At 65.0% G+C, this 15,332-nt stretch carries 19 protein-coding genes; 10 read left to right on the top strand and 9 right to left on the bottom strand.

The genetic code is table 11. The annotated features are described in order from the left end of the window. Position 1: 1 nt before the first annotated feature. The 6 genes from CK228_RS17250 to hrcA all read right to left on the bottom strand — a co-directional run bounded on the left by CK228_RS17250 (position 2) and on the right by hrcA (position 5,771). Entirely contained in the window at positions 2–628 is a 627-nt protein-coding gene (locus CK228_RS17250) for a glutathione S-transferase family protein (RefSeq protein WP_095788621.1), read from the bottom strand. Between the two features lie 140 nt (positions 629–768). Then, positions 769–1,749: a cysteine synthase A gene (gene cysK, locus CK228_RS17245; protein WP_095788620.1), complete on the bottom strand. Its 981-nt coding sequence runs from the start codon at positions 1,747–1,749 to the stop codon at positions 769–771. Between the two features lie 180 nt (positions 1,750–1,929). Then, positions 1,930–2,547, bottom strand: coding sequence for a LysE family translocator (locus CK228_RS17240; RefSeq protein ID WP_095773406.1), 618 nt, complete (start codon positions 2,545–2,547; stop codon positions 1,930–1,932). 313 nt (positions 2,548–2,860) lie between these two features. After that, entirely contained in the window at positions 2,861–4,228 is a 1,368-nt protein-coding gene (locus CK228_RS17235; protein ID WP_095788686.1) for a sorbosone dehydrogenase family protein, read from the bottom strand. A 92-nt stretch (positions 4,229–4,320) separates the two neighbouring features. Then, complete coding sequence (locus CK228_RS17230) at positions 4,321–4,518, bottom strand: hypothetical protein (protein WP_010912574.1); 198 nt, start codon at positions 4,516–4,518, stop codon at positions 4,321–4,323. Between the two features lie 170 nt (positions 4,519–4,688). Beyond that, positions 4,689–5,771 (bottom strand): heat-inducible transcriptional repressor HrcA, encoded by a 1,083-nt coding sequence (gene hrcA / locus CK228_RS17225; RefSeq protein ID WP_010912575.1) that lies wholly within the window; start codon positions 5,769–5,771, stop codon positions 4,689–4,691. Between the two features lie 158 nt (positions 5,772–5,929). Here hrcA and rph point away from each other — a divergent pair, with 158 nt between their 5' ends. From rph to CK228_RS17195, 5 genes are all read left to right on the top strand, one after another. Beyond that, positions 5,930–6,646, top strand: a complete 717-nt coding sequence (rph, locus tag CK228_RS17220; protein ID WP_095773405.1) for a ribonuclease PH — start codon at positions 5,930–5,932, stop codon at positions 6,644–6,646. 183 nt (positions 6,647–6,829) lie between these two features. Next, complete coding sequence (locus tag CK228_RS17210) at positions 6,830–7,240, top strand: VOC family protein (RefSeq protein WP_095788618.1); 411 nt, start codon at positions 6,830–6,832, stop codon at positions 7,238–7,240. Continuing rightward, positions 7,240–7,902: an RdgB/HAM1 family non-canonical purine NTP pyrophosphatase gene (rdgB, locus tag CK228_RS17205; protein ID WP_095788617.1), complete on the top strand. Its 663-nt coding sequence runs from the start codon at positions 7,240–7,242 to the stop codon at positions 7,900–7,902. Before CK228_RS17210 ends, rdgB begins: the two co-directional genes overlap by 1 nt. Further along, positions 7,899–9,077, top strand: a complete 1,179-nt coding sequence (gene hemW, locus CK228_RS17200; protein ID WP_179295949.1) for a radical SAM family heme chaperone HemW — start codon at positions 7,899–7,901, stop codon at positions 9,075–9,077. Before rdgB ends, hemW begins: the two co-directional genes overlap by 4 nt. 3 nt (positions 9,078–9,080) lie before the next feature. Continuing rightward, positions 9,081–9,404, top strand: coding sequence for a low molecular weight protein tyrosine phosphatase family protein (locus CK228_RS17195; protein WP_095788616.1), 324 nt, complete (start codon positions 9,081–9,083; stop codon positions 9,402–9,404). Positions 9,405–9,485: 81 nt separating this feature from the next. On the opposite strand, the gene CK228_RS17190 is transcribed toward CK228_RS17195, so the two are convergent. Both CK228_RS17190 and CK228_RS17185 read right to left on the bottom strand, forming a co-directional pair. After that, positions 9,486–9,674 (bottom strand): hypothetical protein, encoded by a 189-nt coding sequence (locus tag CK228_RS17190; protein WP_038650961.1) that lies wholly within the window; start codon positions 9,672–9,674, stop codon positions 9,486–9,488. Between the two features lie 7 nt (positions 9,675–9,681). Further along, the gene (locus tag CK228_RS17185) at positions 9,682–9,867 is read right to left on the bottom strand and encodes a hypothetical protein (protein ID WP_095788615.1); all 186 of its coding nucleotides are present in this window, start codon (positions 9,865–9,867) and stop codon (positions 9,682–9,684) included. A 154-nt stretch (positions 9,868–10,021) separates the two neighbouring features. Between CK228_RS17185 and rsmI the strand changes: the two genes are divergently transcribed. Next, the gene (gene rsmI / locus CK228_RS17180; protein ID WP_095773397.1) at positions 10,022–10,951 is read left to right on the top strand and encodes a 16S rRNA (cytidine(1402)-2'-O)-methyltransferase; all 930 of its coding nucleotides are present in this window, start codon (positions 10,022–10,024) and stop codon (positions 10,949–10,951) included. After that, complete coding sequence (locus CK228_RS17175) at positions 10,944–11,321, top strand: YraN family protein (RefSeq protein ID WP_095773396.1); 378 nt, start codon at positions 10,944–10,946, stop codon at positions 11,319–11,321. Before rsmI ends, CK228_RS17175 begins: the two co-directional genes overlap by 8 nt. A gap of 147 nt (positions 11,322–11,468) precedes the next feature. Here CK228_RS17175 and CK228_RS17170 read toward each other — a convergent pair whose 3' ends face one another. Next, positions 11,469–12,275 carry an undecaprenyl-diphosphate phosphatase gene (locus CK228_RS17170; protein WP_095788614.1) on the bottom strand — a complete coding sequence of 269 codons (807 nt, stop codon included), beginning with the start codon at positions 12,273–12,275 and terminating at the stop codon, positions 11,469–11,471. 317 nt (positions 12,276–12,592) lie between these two features. Between CK228_RS17170 and CK228_RS17165 the strand changes: the two genes are divergently transcribed. Genes CK228_RS17165 through CK228_RS17155 form a run of 3 tightly spaced genes read left to right on the top strand, consistent with a single transcriptional unit; the run spans position 12,593 to position 15,316 of the window. Continuing rightward, complete coding sequence (locus tag CK228_RS17165; protein ID WP_010912586.1) at positions 12,593–13,285, top strand: glutathione S-transferase family protein; 693 nt, start codon at positions 12,593–12,595, stop codon at positions 13,283–13,285. Beyond that, the gene (gene queG / locus CK228_RS17160; RefSeq protein ID WP_095788613.1) at positions 13,266–14,420 is read left to right on the top strand and encodes a tRNA epoxyqueuosine(34) reductase QueG; all 1,155 of its coding nucleotides are present in this window, start codon (positions 13,266–13,268) and stop codon (positions 14,418–14,420) included. Before CK228_RS17165 ends, queG begins: the two co-directional genes overlap by 20 nt. Beyond that, positions 14,417–15,316: an SDR family oxidoreductase gene (locus tag CK228_RS17155; protein WP_095788612.1), complete on the top strand. Its 900-nt coding sequence runs from the start codon at positions 14,417–14,419 to the stop codon at positions 15,314–15,316. Before queG ends, CK228_RS17155 begins: the two co-directional genes overlap by 4 nt. Positions 15,317–15,332 lie beyond the last annotated feature (16 nt).

Genomic DNA, 15,332 nt, shown 5'->3' with positions numbered 1-15,332 from the left:
TTCAGCCCGGCCACATCTCATGCGAGGTGTTGAGCGCCTTCAGCAGCGGATGGTCGCGCAGCCTGGCCCAGAGACGTTCAATATCAGGCCATGCCGCCCGCGCGCTGTCGATGTCGGGATGCCAGGCCACCAGCATGACGAGATAGATGTCGGCCAGCGACATCTGGTCGCCAACCAGCCAGTCACGCCCCTTCAGAGCGCTGTCCAGAACGGCGAAGCCGCGGTCCATCTCGGCGATTGCCGCCTGCTTGACGGCCTTCGTGCCGTCGGCGTCGGTCGTGTAGCGATGGGCGTAGTAGAACCGCAGCATCGCCGGGTAGAGCACCGACGACATGAAGGCCATCCAGCGCAGGAAATCGGCGCGGGCGGGCGCATCGACCGCCGGCGCCAGGCGGGCCTGCGGATGGCGCTCGGCGAGCAGGATGCAGATCGCCGCCGATTCGGTCATCGAGCGTCCGTCCGGCAAGGTCAGCACCGGCACCTGGTTCAGTGGGCTGATGTCGAGGAAAGCCGGATCGGGCCGCTCGGACTTCGGCACGTCGACCTGTTCGAACGGCACGTTGGCCAGCGCCAGCGCTGCCTCGACGACGAAGCCGCCGCTGCCGGGACGGGTATAAAGCTTGTACATGAAATTCTCCCCTGGCCCGTGCAAAGCGGACCGCGCGATATGACCCGGAAGCAGGGTTCTGCTCAAGCCGGGTCACAGGCGCCACGGGAGGATTTTTCAACGGGCCAGCGACGCACGGCGGCCCGTCGATGGGGGCTGACCTAGGCCCCCAGCCCCTCGAACAAGATCGTCGACAGGTAGCGTTCTGCGAAATCGGGGATAACCACGACCAAGGTCTTGCCCTTGTTCTCCGGCCGCGAGCCGACGACGATTGCCGCCTGCAGCGCCGCACCCGACGAGATGCCGACCGGCACGCCTTCGAGGCGGGCGACGAGGCGGGCATTGGCGACCGAATCCTCGTTGGAAACCTTGACGATCTCGTCATAGATCGTGGTGTCGAGGATCTTTGGCGCGAAGCCGGCGCCAATGCCCTGGATCTTGTGCGGGCCGGGCTGGCCGCCCGACAGCACCGGCGAGGCTTCCGGCTCGACGGCGACGACATGCACGGATGGCTTGAGCTTCTTCAGCACCTGGCCGACGCCGGTGATGGTGCCGCCGGTGCCGATGCCGGCGACGAAGATGTCGACCTCGCCCTGCGTGTCGTTCCAGATCTCCTGCGCTGTCGTCTTGCGGTGGATTTCCGGATTGGCCGGGTTTTCGAACTGCTGCGGGATGACGGCATTGGGGATCGTCGCGGCCAGCTCGTCGGCCTTGGCGATGGCGCCCTTCATGCCTTTCGGGCCTTCGGTCAGCACCAGTTCGGCGCCGAGCAGCGCCAGCATCTTGCGGCGCTCGACCGACATCGTCTCCGGCATGGTCAGGATCAGCTTGTAACCCTTGGCGGCGGCGGCGAAGGCAAGCGCGATGCCGGTATTGCCCGAGGTCGGCTCGATCAGCGTGGTCTTGCCGGGCGCAATCTTCCCGGCCGCCTCGAGCGCCTCGATCATCGCCACGCCGATGCGGTCCTTGACCGAGGCGATCGGGTTGAAGAACTCGAGCTTGGCGACGAGCTTGGCGACGACGCCCTTCTCCTTGGCGAGTTTGTCGAGCCGGACCAGGGGCGTGTCGCCGATCGTGTCGGTGATGGAACTGTAGATGCGGCCGCGGCCGGGGACGCGGGCGGAGGTGACTGGCTTGTTCATTGGTTTCGCTCCCAGGATTTCAGGCAAGTGGCATTGCAGCCGGCAAGATAAGGCTTTCAGCCGCGCAACATAAGCTGTTGGCCGGAAATATCCGAGTGGGGCCCGTGTCTAAAACGCCCATGTCCCGGAAAAGCATTTCACCGGGAAGCCTGCCCCCGGAATGTTTTGGCTGAAAGCATGCTATTGGCGGGCCGCGATCGCCGCCGCCGCGCCCACCATGAAGCCAGCGGCGGTGCGGTTCAGCAGCTTCAGCGCGCGCGGCGATTTCAAGAACCAGCGCGCCTTGGCGGCGAGCGCCAGGTAGGGAACCAGCACGACGAACAGCACGACCACCGTCAGCGCGGCGAGAATGCCGTAATCGGCCAGCGTAATGGTCTTCAGGTCGACGATGGTCGGCGTGATCGCGAGGTAGAAGATCATCGTCTTCGGATTGCCGAGCGTGACGGTGAGGCCGGCGATGAAACTCGACACCAGCCCGCCCTTGCCCTTCCGGGCCTCGACCGTTTCGGGCGTGATGCCGGCGGTCCAGAAGCGCCAGCCCAGAAATGCCAGATAGGCAACGCCGGCCCATTTGATAGCCAGGAACACCATGCCGAAGGTCTGCGCCACGAAGGCGAGGCCGAGCACCACGGCGGTCAGATAGGTGAGGTCGCCCAGCATCAGGCCAAAGGACATGGCCAGCGACGAGCGAAAACCGGAGCCGAGCGCCCGCGCGACAAGCGCGGTGACGCCGGGGCCGGGAATGGCGGCGGCGATGCCGAGGGCGGCACTGTAGGCGAGGAAGCCGGTGAGGGTCATGGATAGGTCCCAGATTGAAGGGCCATATTGCATACATCCGAATGGAATTGAATTTCCTGAGGATTGGATTTGATTGCACCAGACAGCGCGGTCTTCGCCCTATAAGGCCCCCCTCATCCGACCGCTTCGCGGCCACCTTTGCCGGGGCGAGTCACGGGCCTCGCCCGTCCTTCGGACCCCCGTGGGGGAGAAGAGAAAGTCGCCGGCGCTAACAAGCTCCTGTCCCCGAGGGGGAGAGGTCGGATTGCCCCGAATTGCCCTTCGCAATTCGGTTGGCAATCCGGGTGAGGGGGTCTGCATTGTCCAAGCAGGATCAGGAACGGCCGCCGTCATAGGTCACACGCCAGATCGTACCGTTGCCGTCCTCGGTCATGATCAGCGCCCCGTCATGGGCCACCGCCACGCCGACCGGCCGGCCCCAGACCTCGCCGTTGGAAACGACGAAGCCGGTCATGAAATCCTCATATTCCCCGGTCGGCCTGCCGTCCCTGAACAGCAGGCGGACGACCTTGTAGCCGGTCCTGTTGCCGCGATTCCACGAACCGTGCAGGGCGACGAAGGCATCCCCCCGGTATTCCTTGGGAAAACCGCTGTCGGCGGGCAGGTCCTTGCGGTCGTAAAAGGTGATGTTGAGCGGCGCCGAATGCGCCTGCATCAGCACATCGGGAATGGTTGCCTTGCCGGCGAGGTCGGGCCGCGCGCCCTTGTGACGCGGGTCCTCGTGGTTGCCGATATAGTACCAGGGCCAGCCATAATACGCGCCGTCCTTGACCGAGGTGGCGTATTCGAACGGCACATTGTCGCCCAGCGCGTCGCGCTCGTTGACGACGCACCACAGCGCCCCGGTCGCCGGCTGGATGGTCATGCCCGAGCAGTTGCGCAGGCCGGTGGCGACGATGCGGCCGTTCTTGCCGTCCGGATCGAAGGCTTGCACGTCGGCGCGCCCCTCTTCGGAGCCCCAGCTTGCGCCGAGCGGCTGCGATGTCACCCACGCGTCGAGGCCGCCATCCGGCGCCTTGCCCATGTCCTCGGCGACGTTCGAACCGGAGCCGACCGACAGATAGAGCGTCTTGCCATCCGGCGAAAAGACGATGTCGCGGGTCCAGTGATGGTTCGAGGGAATGTTGGCGACGATGATTTCCGGTTCGCCGGATGCCTTCAGGTCGCCACCGCGGTAGGCAAAGCGCACGATGCTGTCGCTGTTGGCGACATAGACCCATTGCGGATCATCGCCCGGCGGATAGAAGGCAATGCCATAGGGCTGGTTGAGATTGCCGGCGAAAATGCGGTCCTCGGCGGGCTTGGCGCTGTCCTTGGCCAGGCGATAGACGCGGATCTGGTTGGCTTCGCTGTTGGCGACGAACAGGTCGCCATTGGGTGCGACGCGCACGGCGCGCGGATTGTCGATGCCGGAGGCGATCAGTTCGGCCGAAAAACCCGGCGGCAATTGCGGCTTCGCGCCCGTCGGCATGTCGGCAAGGCCGGCGCTGTTCGACACCGACTTGGTGACGTAAGGCTTCGGCAGGTCTTCCGGCTTGATCAGGCGGCGCACGCCCGGTCTGTCGGCACGCCAGTCGCCGAAGGCGGCCGCGCCCTTCAGCACCGGCTGGTCCGCCTGCTGGGCGAATGCCGCGCCTGTGAGAAAGAGGGCGGGGATCACCAGTCCGGCCAATCGGATCATCTTGTCCTCCATCTGGTCGCGAAGGAAACCAACGGCCGGCTTGTCTCCGGGTTCCGCCTCACTCGACCTGATGAGAAAGCGAAAGTCCGGCTTTATGTCCCGGCCGCGTAAAAATCGTCGTCGAGGCGTTTTTCCAGCGCGACGAGATCGGCCGGCAGCGGCAGGCCCATGGCGCGCATTTCCCGCAATTTCTCGCGCAATTGTTCCTGGATTTCGTGCTGGTCTTCCGGCTGGTTGACCATCTCCTCCAGCAGCAGGCTGATCCGGGCCTTGAGTTCTTCGAGCGCCATTCTTTTTCTCCTTGCTGCCCGTTTCGATCTTGGCACTAAGGTGCAGAGCTTCAGGTCAGGCCGAGCCGAAAATGGTCGATACCGAGAACCGGAGCGTACTGGTCGTACGCGAGTACCGGAAGCGCAGGTATCAGCCATTCGCAGGCCGGCATCACCCGAATATCCACACCTTAGCGCAACATGCGCGATATCAACTGCGCCGTATAATCGACCATCGGCACGATGCGGGCGTAGTTCAGCCGGGTCGGGCCGATGACCCCGAGCGCGCCGACGACGCGGGCGTCCTTGTCGCGATAGGGCGCGACAACCAGCGACGAGCCCGACAGCGAAAACAGCTTGTTTTCCGACCCGATGAAGATGCGCACGCCCGATCCCTGCTCGGCGAGGTCGAGCAGCTGGATCAGCCCGTCCTGCGTTTCCATGTCCTCGAACAGATGCCGCAGCAGCTCGATGTCGGCCTGGGCGGTGACGTTTTCGAGCAGGTTGGCGCGGCCACGCACGATAAGCCGTGCCGGCAGGCCGCTTTCGGCGCCCGCCCACACCGCCAGGCCTTTCTCGACGAGGTCCTGCGACAGCGTGTCGAGGGCCGCTCTCGTCTCTTCCTTGATGCGGGCGATTTCGGTGCGCGCCTCCGCCAGCGTACGGCCGCGAATATGGGCGTTGAGGAAATTCGAAGCCTCGTGCAACTGCGAGACGGTGATGCCCGCCGGCAGCTCGACGACGCGGTTCTCGACGTCGCCATTTTGCGACACCAGCACGGCGAGCGCCTTGGTCGGCTCGAGCTGGATGAATTCGATATGCTTCAGCGCCACCTCGTTCTTGGCGGCCAGCACCAGGCCGGCGCCGCGCGACATGCCCGACAGCATCTGGCTGGCCTCGGTCAGCATGTGCTCCAGCGTCGCGCCAGAGCCTGAGGCCCGCACCTGCGCCTCGATGGTGCGGCGCTCCTCGTCGGAGAGGTCGCCAAGTTCCATGAAGGCATCGACGAAGAAGCGCAGGCCGGCCTGCGTCGGCAGCCGTCCGGCCGAAATGTGCGGCGCGTAGATCAGGCCGAGATGCTCGAGGTCGCTCATCACATTGCGGATGGTGGCCGGCGACAGCGAGGACGGCAGGATGCGCGACAGGCTGCGCGAGCCCACGGGCTCGCCATCCCTGAGATAGGAATCGACGATGCGCCGGAAGATGTCACGAGAGCGCATGTCGAGTGATTGAAGTGCGAGCGGCTGCGAACCCGGATCGATTGCCTTGGTCATTCGGCCAAAAACCTCCGTCCTCAGGATATAGACTTCGGCACGGTGGGCGCAACCGGTCTCTGTATCGGATCGCCCGGTCCGTTTTCCTTTGCGCGCTGCCCCCCAATGCGGCTAAAAGCCGGCCACGATTCCGAAAAATGACTGGGAAAGAAGCCTGAATGCGCCCCTCCAAACGCCAATTCGACGAAATGCGCGCCATCTCCTTCGAGCGCGGCGTCTCCAAGCACGCCGAAGGTTCGTGCCTGGTGAAGTTCGGCGACACCCATGTCCTGTGCACGGCGAGCCTCGAGGAGAAGGTGCCGGGCTGGATGCGCAATTCCGGCAAGGGCTGGGTGACGGCCGAATATGGCATGCTGCCGCGCTCGACCGGCGAGCGCATGCGCCGCGAGGCCTCCGCAGGCAAGCAGGGCGGCCGCACGCTGGAAATCCAGCGCCTGATCGGCCGCTCCTTGCGCGCCGTGGTTGATTTGCAGGCGCTGGGCGAGCAGCAGATCACCGTCGATTGCGACGTCATCCAGGCCGATGGCGGCACCCGCACCGCCTCGATCACCGGCGGCTGGGTGGCGCTGTACGACTGCCTGCGCTGGATGGAAGCCCGGCAGATGGCCAGTGTTTCGAAGGTGCTGAAGGACCATGTCGCGGCGATTTCCTGCGGCATCCATGACGGCCAGCCGGTCATCGACCTCGATTATCTCGAGGATTCCGCGGCCGGCACCGACGCCAATTTCGTCATGACCGGCAAGGGCGGCATCGTCGAGATCCAGGGCACGGCCGAGGGCGAGCCTTTCTCGGAAGACCAGTTCGCCGAGTTGATGGGCCTGGCCAAGAAAGGCATTTCGCGGCTGGTGAGTTTGCAGCAAATGGCGGTGGCGTAGGTTTTAGATGCCGAGCCCAGGCACCCCCCTCTGGCCTGCCGGCCATCTCCCCCTCAAGGGGGGAGATCGGATGTCATCTCGGCCTTCGCCAATCTCCGGCGTTGCAAGATGGGCGGCGAGATTGAGGCTGCTGATCTCCCCCCTTGAGGGGGAGATGCCCGGTAGGGCAGAGGGGGGTGCCTCGTGACACCCAATGCAATTTTGGAATCAGCGCTCTATGTGACTGATCTCAACGCGGCCGAGCATTTCTACACCGACATCCTCGGCCTCACGTTCCTCGGCAAGGTCGACGGCAGGCATCTTTTCTTTCGCTGCGGGCCGGGCGTGCTGCTCATCTTCAACGCCGAGGCAACCAAGATCCCGCCGGCGCCGGATGCCCGGCTGCCGGTGCCGCCGCACGGCGCGGTCGGCGAAGGTCATCTCTGCTTTGCCGCCAGCGCGGATGAAATCGTGGCTTGGAAAGCGCATCTCGAGGCGAAGAAGATCGCCATCGAAAGCGAATTCGAATGGCCGCAAGGCGGCCGTTCGCTCTATATACGCGACCCCTCGGGCAATTCGATCGAGTTCGCCGAGCCGAGAATCTGGGGCCTTTGATGCATACACTTGATGGCAAGAAGATCGTCGTCGCCAGTCACAATGCCGGCAAGCTGCGCGAATTCGCCGACCTGATGGGACCCTTCGGCTTCGAGGCGAAGTCGGCCAAGGACTACGGTCTGCCGGAACCGGACGAGACCGGCACGACCTTCGAGGAAAACGCCTACATCAAGGCGCTGGCCGCGGCGAAGGCGACCGGCCTGCCGGCGCTGTCGGACGATTCCGGCCTCTGCGTCGACGCCCTCGACGGCGCGCCCGGCGTCTACACCGCCAACTGGGCCGAAACCCCTGACGGCAGCAGGGACTTCGCCATGGCCATGCAGCGCACCGAAGTGGCTTTGCAGGAAGTCGGCGCCGCCTCGGCCGAACGGCGCAAGGGCCGCTTCGTCGCCGTCATTTGCCTGGCCTTTCCCGACGGCGCGGCCGAATATTATCGCGGCGAGGCCGAAGGCACGCTGGTCTGGCCGCCGCGCGGCGAGCTCGGCTTCGGTTACGACCCGGTGTTTTTGCCCAATGGCTTCGACAAGACGTTTGGCGAGATGAGCGCTGAGGAAAAGCACGGCTGGAAACCCGGCCAGCCAACGGCGCTCTCACATCGCGCCCGCGCCTTCCAGAAATTCGCCCAAGCACGGTTGGATCTGCCTAGATTGGGCTCGGCATGACCGGACCTGGCATGATCATGCCGCTCGACCGCAGCCCCGGCTTCGGCGTCTACATCCATTGGCCGTTCTGCGCGGCCAAGTGCCCCTATTGCGACTTCAACAGCCATGTCCGCCACCAGCCGGTCGACCAGGAGCGCTTTGCCGCCGCCTTTGAGGCGGAACTGGCGACGATGCGTGAGCGGACCGGGCCGCGCGAGGTGACCAGCATTTTCCTCGGCGGCGGCACGCCCTCGCTGATGAAGCCGGAGACGGTGGCCAGGGTTCTGGACGCCGTGGCGAAGAACTGGACGGTGCCTGACGGCATCGAAGTGACGCTGGAGGCCAACCCGTCCTCGGTCGAGGCCGAACGCTTTCGCGGCTATCGCGCGGCCGGCGTCAACCGCGTCTCGCTCGGCGTGCAGGCCCTGAACGACAAGGATTTGCGCTTCCTCGGCCGGCTGCACAATGTCGACGAGGCGCTGCACGCCATCGGGCTCGCGCGCGAAATCTTTCCGCGCCTGTCCTTCGACCTGATCTACGCCCGGCCGGGCCAGACGCCGGAAGCCTGGGCGGCCGAACTCGAACAGGCGATCGGCCACGCCGCCGACCATCTGTCGCTCTACCAGCTGACCATCGAGGAAGGCACGCCCTTCCACGCCCTGCATGCGGCAAAGAAATTCGCCATTCCCGACAATGACCACGCCGCCGACCTCTATGCTTTGACGCAGGAGATCACCACGGCGCACGGCCTGCCGGCCTATGAGATTTCCAACCACGCCCGGCCGGGCGCGGAAAGCCGGCACAATCTGACCTATTGGCGCTATGGCGAATATGTCGGCGTCGGCCCCGGCGCGCATGGCCGCTTCGTCGAGAACGGCCGACGCACGGTGACGATCGCCGAGCGGATGCCGGAGACCTGGGCCAACCTCGTCGAGGCCAAGGGCCATGGCGTCACCGGCGGCGAGATCCTAACACGTTCGGAAGAGGCCGACGAATTCCTGCTGATGGGGCTGAGGCTGGCCGAAGGCATCGACCTTTCGCGCTACGAAGCCTTCTCCGGCCGCGGCCTGTCGAGCGCGCGGCTGTCGGTGCTGCAGGGCGAGGGACTGGTGGCGCCGATCGGCAACGCCCGCCTGCGCGCCACGCCGGCCGGCATGATCGTGCTCGACGCAGTGGTGGCCGATCTGGCGCGCTGACCTTTGAAAAACGTCCTGTTCGTCTGCAGCCAGAACCGCCTGCGCAGCCCGACCGCCGAGCAGGTGTTTTCAACGCGCCGGGACATCGAGGTCGCGTCGGCGGGGACCAATCATGACGCGGATACGCCGCTGACGCATGAGCTGGTCGCCTGGGCCGACATCATCTTCGTCATGGAAAAGGTGCACCGCACGAAACTGCAGAAGAAATTCAAGGCCAGCCTGAAGCAGGCCCGGGTCATCTGCCTCGATATACCGGATAATTATGAATTCATGGATCTCGAGCTGATTGACCTTCTGAAGGCGCGCGTTTCACGCTATCTGGGGTGAACCAGTCATCCCCGGGTCCATGCCGCGTGGCTCCGCCCGCTATAACGAAGCGAGAGCAGTCGCGGCCAGAGATCGCAGTGGTCAGGCGTCGTGCTTGAAACGGCGCTTGCCGCGATCCTTCTCGGCATGCGCCTCTCCGTTGCGGGCCGGTTTGGCGTCGGCCTTTTCGCGGCGAACGCTGTGCTGGTCGTTCATCGGATGTGGCGGCACGCCTTCCCTGGCGCTTTTCGTTTCAAGACGGGTGATGAAGATATCGAAGCGATTGGGCATCGTCCGGTCAGTGCTCCGTCGTGCTGTCTGGTTGGTTGTCGGAAAGCCTGACATTCGTCGGCAGGGCGGTCGTCGCCCGCTCGGTCAGGCTAGTGTCGGTCTTGGCAGGCAGGCGCTTGTCCCTGGGGCCGGCAACGCGCTTGCGGCCGGCATAGTAAGGCTCGAAAGCGTCCTGTATCTTCAGGCTGTCCATCCTGTCCTCCCTTTAGGAATCAGGGGCTAAATCTGCCAATGCCGGTTTGGTTCCCTACTGTGGCGAAGGCATGGCGATCACCTTACATCGGCGTGAGCTTTTGCAAGCCCGCGCCAGCCATGCCAAACAAGATTTGGCAGGCCAACAGGGCTGAATGGAGACGGCATCAGTGACCGACGAGACGGGCAAGCGCATCTATGTCGTCGGGCAGGCCGAATTTCCCGCCCGTCCGCTCGAGCCGGCGCTCTATCTGGTGGCGACGCCGATCGGCAATCTCGCCGACATCACGCTGCGCGCGCTGGAGACGCTGGCCGCCGCCGACATCGTCGCCTGCGAGGACACCAGGGTGTCGCGCGTGCTGCTCGACCGCTACGGCATCCGCCGCCGCACCACGGCCTATCACGAGCACAATGCCGGCGAGGCCGGGCCGAAGCTGATCGCGGCGCTTCAGGCCGGCCAGAGCGTGGCGCTGATTTCCGATGCCGGCACGCCGCTCGTCTCCGATCCCGGCTACCGGCTGGTCGGCGAAGCAATCGACCAAAGCATTCGCGTCGTGCCGATCCCCGGTCCGTCGGCGCCGCTGGCCGCGCTCACCGCGTCAGGCCTGCCGTCCGACGCTTTCCTGTTCGCCGGCTTTTTGCCGGTGAAGACTGGGCAGCGGCTGACGCGGCTGGAGGCACTGAAGGCGGTACCGGCGACGCTGATCTTCTTCGAATCGCCGCGCCGGTTGGCCGAATCGCTCGGCGCCATGGTCGAGGCGCTCGGCGGCGAGCGCAAAGCCGCAATCGGCCGCGAATTGACCAAGACCTTCGAGGAAATGCGCACCGGCACGCTGCGGGCGCTGGCCGACCACTATGCGGCCGCCGACACGCCGAAGGGCGAGATCGTCGTCTGCATCGGCCCCGCCGAGGCCAAGGCGGACGAGCCCGAAGACATTGACCGCCTGCTTTTGTCGCTCGCCGCCGAAATGCCGGCCTCCAAAGCGGCGGCGGAGGCCGCGAAGATGACCGGCGGCCAGAAACAGGCGCTTTACCGGCGGCTGCTGGAACTCAAGGACACCTCAGGAGAAGGCGACGGTGGCTGAGCGCCCGAGCGCCAACCGCCGGAAAGCCTATCGGCGCGGCCATCGCGGCGAGTGGCTGGCGGCTGCCGCGCTGATGCTGAAGGGCTACCGCATCCTCGCGCGCCGCCATCGCACCCGCTTCGGCGAGATCGACCTGATCGCGCGGCGCGGCGATCTCGTGCTGTTCGTCGAGGTCAAGGCTCGGCGTTCGCTGATGGAAGCCATGGAAGCGATCGGCCATGAATCGGAGCGCCGCATCGAGGCCGCCGCCGACATCTGGCTCTCGCGGCAGGCGGATTACGGCAGGTTGTCGATGCGCTTCGACATGGTCGCCGTGCTGCCCTGGCGCTGGCCGGTGCATGTCGAGAATGCGTTTTATGGGCGGAATTAGAGGGGAGGCGCTCCTTGCTCCGCCCGTGGATGACGAAGTCGAGGAGGTTGTTCGAGTCTCAAGCGTTGCTCGCCCTTCGCTGGCTCAGGGCGTTCGTCGTTCGGAAAGCCAAGCAATTGGCTTTCCGTCCGCTTCGCGGACCACTCCTCACCCCCAGATCAGCAATGCGACCAGCCCGACGATACCCACCACCAGCCGCCACCAGCCGAACAGCGCGTAGCCGTTGCGCGAGACGTAGTCGAGCAGGAAGCGCACCACGATGAGCGCCGCGACGAAGGCGGCGACGAAACCGATGGCGATGATCGGCAGGTCGGCGGAGGTCAGCACGTTGCGGTTCTTGAACAGGTCAAAGGCGAAGGCGCCGACCATGGTCGGGATCGCCAGGAAGAAGGAAAATTCCGCCGCCGCCCGCTTGTCGACGCCCAGAAGCAGCGCGCCGACGATGGTCGAACCCGAGCGTGACGTGCCGGGGATCAGCGACAGGCACTGGAACAGGCCGATCTGCAGGTAAAGCCTGGTCGGGAAGCGCTCCACATCGCGATAGACCGGTTTCAGGTTCATGCGGTCCACCGCCAGCAGCACGACGCCGCCGATGATCAGCATGATGCAGATGAGCCTTGGCGATTCGAACAGCACCGTCTTGATGAAATCATGCGCCAGCGCGCCGATGATTGCCGCCGGCAGGAAAGCGATCAGGATGCCGATGACGAAATGCCGCGTCAGCCGGTCATGCGGCAGGTCGAGCAGCATCTGCCACAGGCGGCGGAAATAGACGCTCAGGATCGCCAGGATGGCGCCGAGCTGGATCAGGATCTCGAAGGCCTTGCCGGTTGAATTGAAGCCGAGGAAATGGCCGGCGAGCAGGATATGGCCGGTCGAGGACACCGGTATGAACTCGGTCAGGCCCTCCAGCAGGCCGAGCAGCAGGGCTTCGACGATGGTCTGGCTTTCCATGGCTACCTCGGCTTTGCGCGACGGCTAACTGAACGGCTTGCTTGTCATGGCGTTGAAGTCCCCCTATAGGTCGCAACACCCTGACGGCCCGCTAACCGGGCGGCCAAGACTTACCGGTGCGCCCGGCGATTCGCCAGTGTGCAATCCGGAATTCGCCTCACCTGGGAGTAGCGCGATGCGCGAATTCCGGATTCTGAGCCACACTGTGACTTTAAGTTCTAGTGCGGTTTGGATTTGAAGTTCCTGAACGCTGATGCCATTGAGGGGGGCAGGAACTTCAAATCCACCACACCAGTGCGCTTTATCATCGCGGAACCATGCTGACGCTTTTCCATCATCCCATGTTCGCCACCTGCCGCTTCGTCCGCCTTGCTTTCGGCGAGTATGGCGAGGAGCTGGCGCTGATCGAGGAAAAGCCGTGGACGCGGCGCAAGGAGTTTCTGGCGCTGAATCCGGCCGGCACGCTGCCGATCCTGCTCGCCGAAGGCGATGTGCCGATCGTCGGCGCGACGGTCATCTCGGAATATCTCGACGAGACCCGCGGTGTGCTCAAGCGCGACAAGCGGCTGTTCGCCGAAGACCCGATGCAGCGCGCCGAAATCCGCCGGCTGATCGACTGGTACCTCAACAAGGCCGAAAGCGAAGTCACCCGCCATCTGGTGCGCGAACGCGTGCTGAAGCCGATCATGCCGGAAACCGCCGGTGGCGGTTCGCCCGATTCGGGCGCGATCCGTGCGGCGCGCGCCAACATCCGCCAGCACATGAAATACACCAACTGGTTGGCCGGCACCCGCCATTGGCTGGCCGGCGGCCGGGTCACCTATGCCGATCTCGCCGCCGCCGCGACGTTGTCGGTGCTCGACTATCTCGGCGAGATCGACTGGCGCGAACATGCCGCGGCGCGCGAATGGTACACGCGGGTGAAGTCGCGGCCCTCCTTCCGGCCGCTCTTGACCGACCGCGTGCGCGGCCTGTCGCCGGTGTCACACTATGCGGACCTCGATTTCTGACGCCGCAAAACTGCGCGCGCTGATCGACGCGGAGGCGCAGCGCGCCGGCTTCGATGGCATTGCCGTCACCACCCCCGACGCGATCCCGCTGGCTCCGGCTCGCCTGGCCGAATTCGTTGCCGACGGCTTTCACGGTTCGATGGACTGGATCGCCGAGACGATTGCAAGGCGCAGCGAACCTTCCACGCTTTGGCCTGACGTGCGCTCGATCGTCGTGCTGGCGATGAACTATGGGCCGGACCATGATCCGCGTGTGCTGCAGGCCAGGCATGACCGGGGGGCAATCTCGGTCTATGCGCAGAACCGAGATTATCATGATGTGATGAAAGGCCGGCTGAAGGAAATCGCCGGCAAGATCGTCGCGCGCGCCGGCGGCGACGTTAAGGTGTTCGTCGACACCGCGCCGGTGATGGAAAAGCCACTGGCGCAAGCCGCCGGTCTCGGCTGGCAGGGAAAACACACCAATCTGGTCAGCCGCGAGCACGGCTCCTGGCTGTTCCTCGGCACCATCTTCACCACGGCCGAATTGGTCCCCGACCGCCCCGAGATCGACCATTGCGGCTCCTGCCGCGCCTGCCTCGACGCCTGCCCGATCGATGCTTTCCCGGCGCCCTACCGGCTCGATGCGCGGCGCTGCATTTCCTACCTCACCATCGAGAACAAGGGGCCGATCCCGCACGAATTCCGCGAAAAGATCGGCAACCGCATCTATGGCTGCGACGATTGCCTGGCCGCCTGCCCGTGGAACAAGTTCGCCCGCGCCGCGTCGGAAGCAAAACTCGCCGCGCGCAACGATCTGCGCGAGCCGCCGCTCGCCGATCTGCTCGAACTGGACGACGCGGCCTTCCGCGCCTTCTTCTCCGGCTCGCCGATCAAGCGCATCGGCCGCGACCGCTTCATCCGCAACGTGCTGATCGCCGCCGGCAATTCCGGCGATGCCGCGCTCGCAGTCCCTGTGCGCGCGCTGCTCGGCGATCCCTCGCCGCTGGTGCGGGGCGCGGCAATATGGGCGCTGGCGCGGCTGGTGCCTGACGCCGAATATGCCGAGCGGGCCGCGACCGGTCTGAAAACCGAGAACGATGCGGCGGTGCGCGAGGAATGGCGCCTGGCGCGGCCAGACGGGGCGCATGCATGAGTGAAAAGCAGATCTTCATCTTCGGCGCCGGTTACTCCGGCAAGGCCTTTGCCCGCGCCAACAGGGATGCCGCCGCGATCCTTGGCACGACGCGGTCCAATGAAAAATTCGCGGCCCTGCGCCAGGCCGGCATCGCGCCGCTGCTGTTCGATGGCGCGTTGACCGGCGAAATCGGCGAAGCGCTGCAAAAAACAACCCATCTGGTGATTTCGGTCGCCCCGGAAGAGGCCGGCGACCCCGTCTTGAATGCCGCCCGGGAGGCGATCGCGGGGATGCCGGCGCTCGAATGGATCGGCTATCTCTCGACCGTCGGCGTCTATGGCGACCATGGCGGCGCCTGGGTCGACGAAACGGCCGCATGCCGGCCGGTGTCGAAACGCTCCGTCATGCGGGTCGAGGCTGAGCAGGCGTGGCTGAAGCTCGGCGGGGAAATCGGCAAGCCGGTGGCGATCCTGCGTCTGTCCGGCATTTATGGTCCTGGCCGCAATGCGCTGGTCAATCTGGAAAACGGCACCGCGCGGCGGCTGGTCAAGCCCGATCAGGTGTTCAATCGCATCCATTGCGACGATATTGCCGGGGCGTTGTGGCAACTCATCGAGGACAACAAGGGCGGGATCTTCAACGTCACCGATGATGAGCCGGCGCCGCCGCAGGATGTCGTTGCCTATGCCGCGTCGCTGATGGGCGTCGCGCCGCCGCCGGAAATTCCTTTCGACACCGCCCAACTTTCGCCCATGGCGCGGTCCTTCTATGGCGAGAACAAGCGTGTCGCCAATGCGGCGATCAAGGCGACGGGCTATCGCTTTCGCTTTCCCGACTACCGCGCCGCCTTCGACCATATGTGGGCAAGCGGCGACTGGCGCGACGGCGAAGCGCGCAGCCCGATGAAGGGCTAAGCAATTCCAGGAAAGG

Origin of the sequence: Mesorhizobium sp. WSM4312 (assembly GCF_002294875.1) — a bacterium.
Taxonomy (GTDB): domain Bacteria; phylum Pseudomonadota; class Alphaproteobacteria; order Rhizobiales; family Rhizobiaceae; genus Mesorhizobium.
This window is presented reverse-complemented; position numbering and strand designations above follow the sequence as displayed.

Coding starts and splice junctions, on each gene's coding strand:
- CK228_RS17190 (WP_038650961.1), bottom strand. CDS start 9,674: ATGCCCAATCGCTTCGATATCTTCATCACCCGTCTTGAAACGAAAAGC.
- rph (WP_095773405.1), top strand. CDS start 5,930: ATGCGCCCCTCCAAACGCCAATTCGACGAAATGCGCGCCATCTCCTTC.
- hrcA (WP_010912575.1), bottom strand. CDS start 5,771: ATGACCAAGGCAATCGATCCGGGTTCGCAGCCGCTCGCACTTCAATCA.
- CK228_RS17230 (WP_010912574.1), bottom strand. CDS start 4,518: ATGGCGCTCGAAGAACTCAAGGCCCGGATCAGCCTGCTGCTGGAGGAG.
- queG (WP_095788613.1), top strand. CDS start 13,266: ATGCGGACCTCGATTTCTGACGCCGCAAAACTGCGCGCGCTGATCGAC.
- CK228_RS17165 (WP_010912586.1), top strand. CDS start 12,593: ATGCTGACGCTTTTCCATCATCCCATGTTCGCCACCTGCCGCTTCGTC.
- CK228_RS17235 (WP_095788686.1), bottom strand. CDS start 4,228: ATGATCCGATTGGCCGGACTGGTGATCCCCGCCCTCTTTCTCACAGGC.
- CK228_RS17185 (WP_095788615.1), bottom strand. CDS start 9,867: ATGGACAGCCTGAAGATACAGGACGCTTTCGAGCCTTACTATGCCGGC.
- cysK (WP_095788620.1), bottom strand. CDS start 1,749: ATGAACAAGCCAGTCACCTCCGCCCGCGTCCCCGGCCGCGGCCGCATC.
- rsmI (WP_095773397.1), top strand. CDS start 10,022: ATGGAGACGGCATCAGTGACCGACGAGACGGGCAAGCGCATCTATGTC.
- CK228_RS17240 (WP_095773406.1), bottom strand. CDS start 2,547: ATGACCCTCACCGGCTTCCTCGCCTACAGTGCCGCCCTCGGCATCGCC.
- hemW (WP_179295949.1), top strand. CDS start 7,899: ATGACCGGACCTGGCATGATCATGCCGCTCGACCGCAGCCCCGGCTTC.
- CK228_RS17170 (WP_095788614.1), bottom strand. CDS start 12,275: ATGGAAAGCCAGACCATCGTCGAAGCCCTGCTGCTCGGCCTGCTGGAG.
- rdgB (WP_095788617.1), top strand. CDS start 7,240: ATGCATACACTTGATGGCAAGAAGATCGTCGTCGCCAGTCACAATGCC.
- CK228_RS17155 (WP_095788612.1), top strand. CDS start 14,417: ATGAGTGAAAAGCAGATCTTCATCTTCGGCGCCGGTTACTCCGGCAAG.
- CK228_RS17250 (WP_095788621.1), bottom strand. CDS start 628: ATGTACAAGCTTTATACCCGTCCCGGCAGCGGCGGCTTCGTCGTCGAG.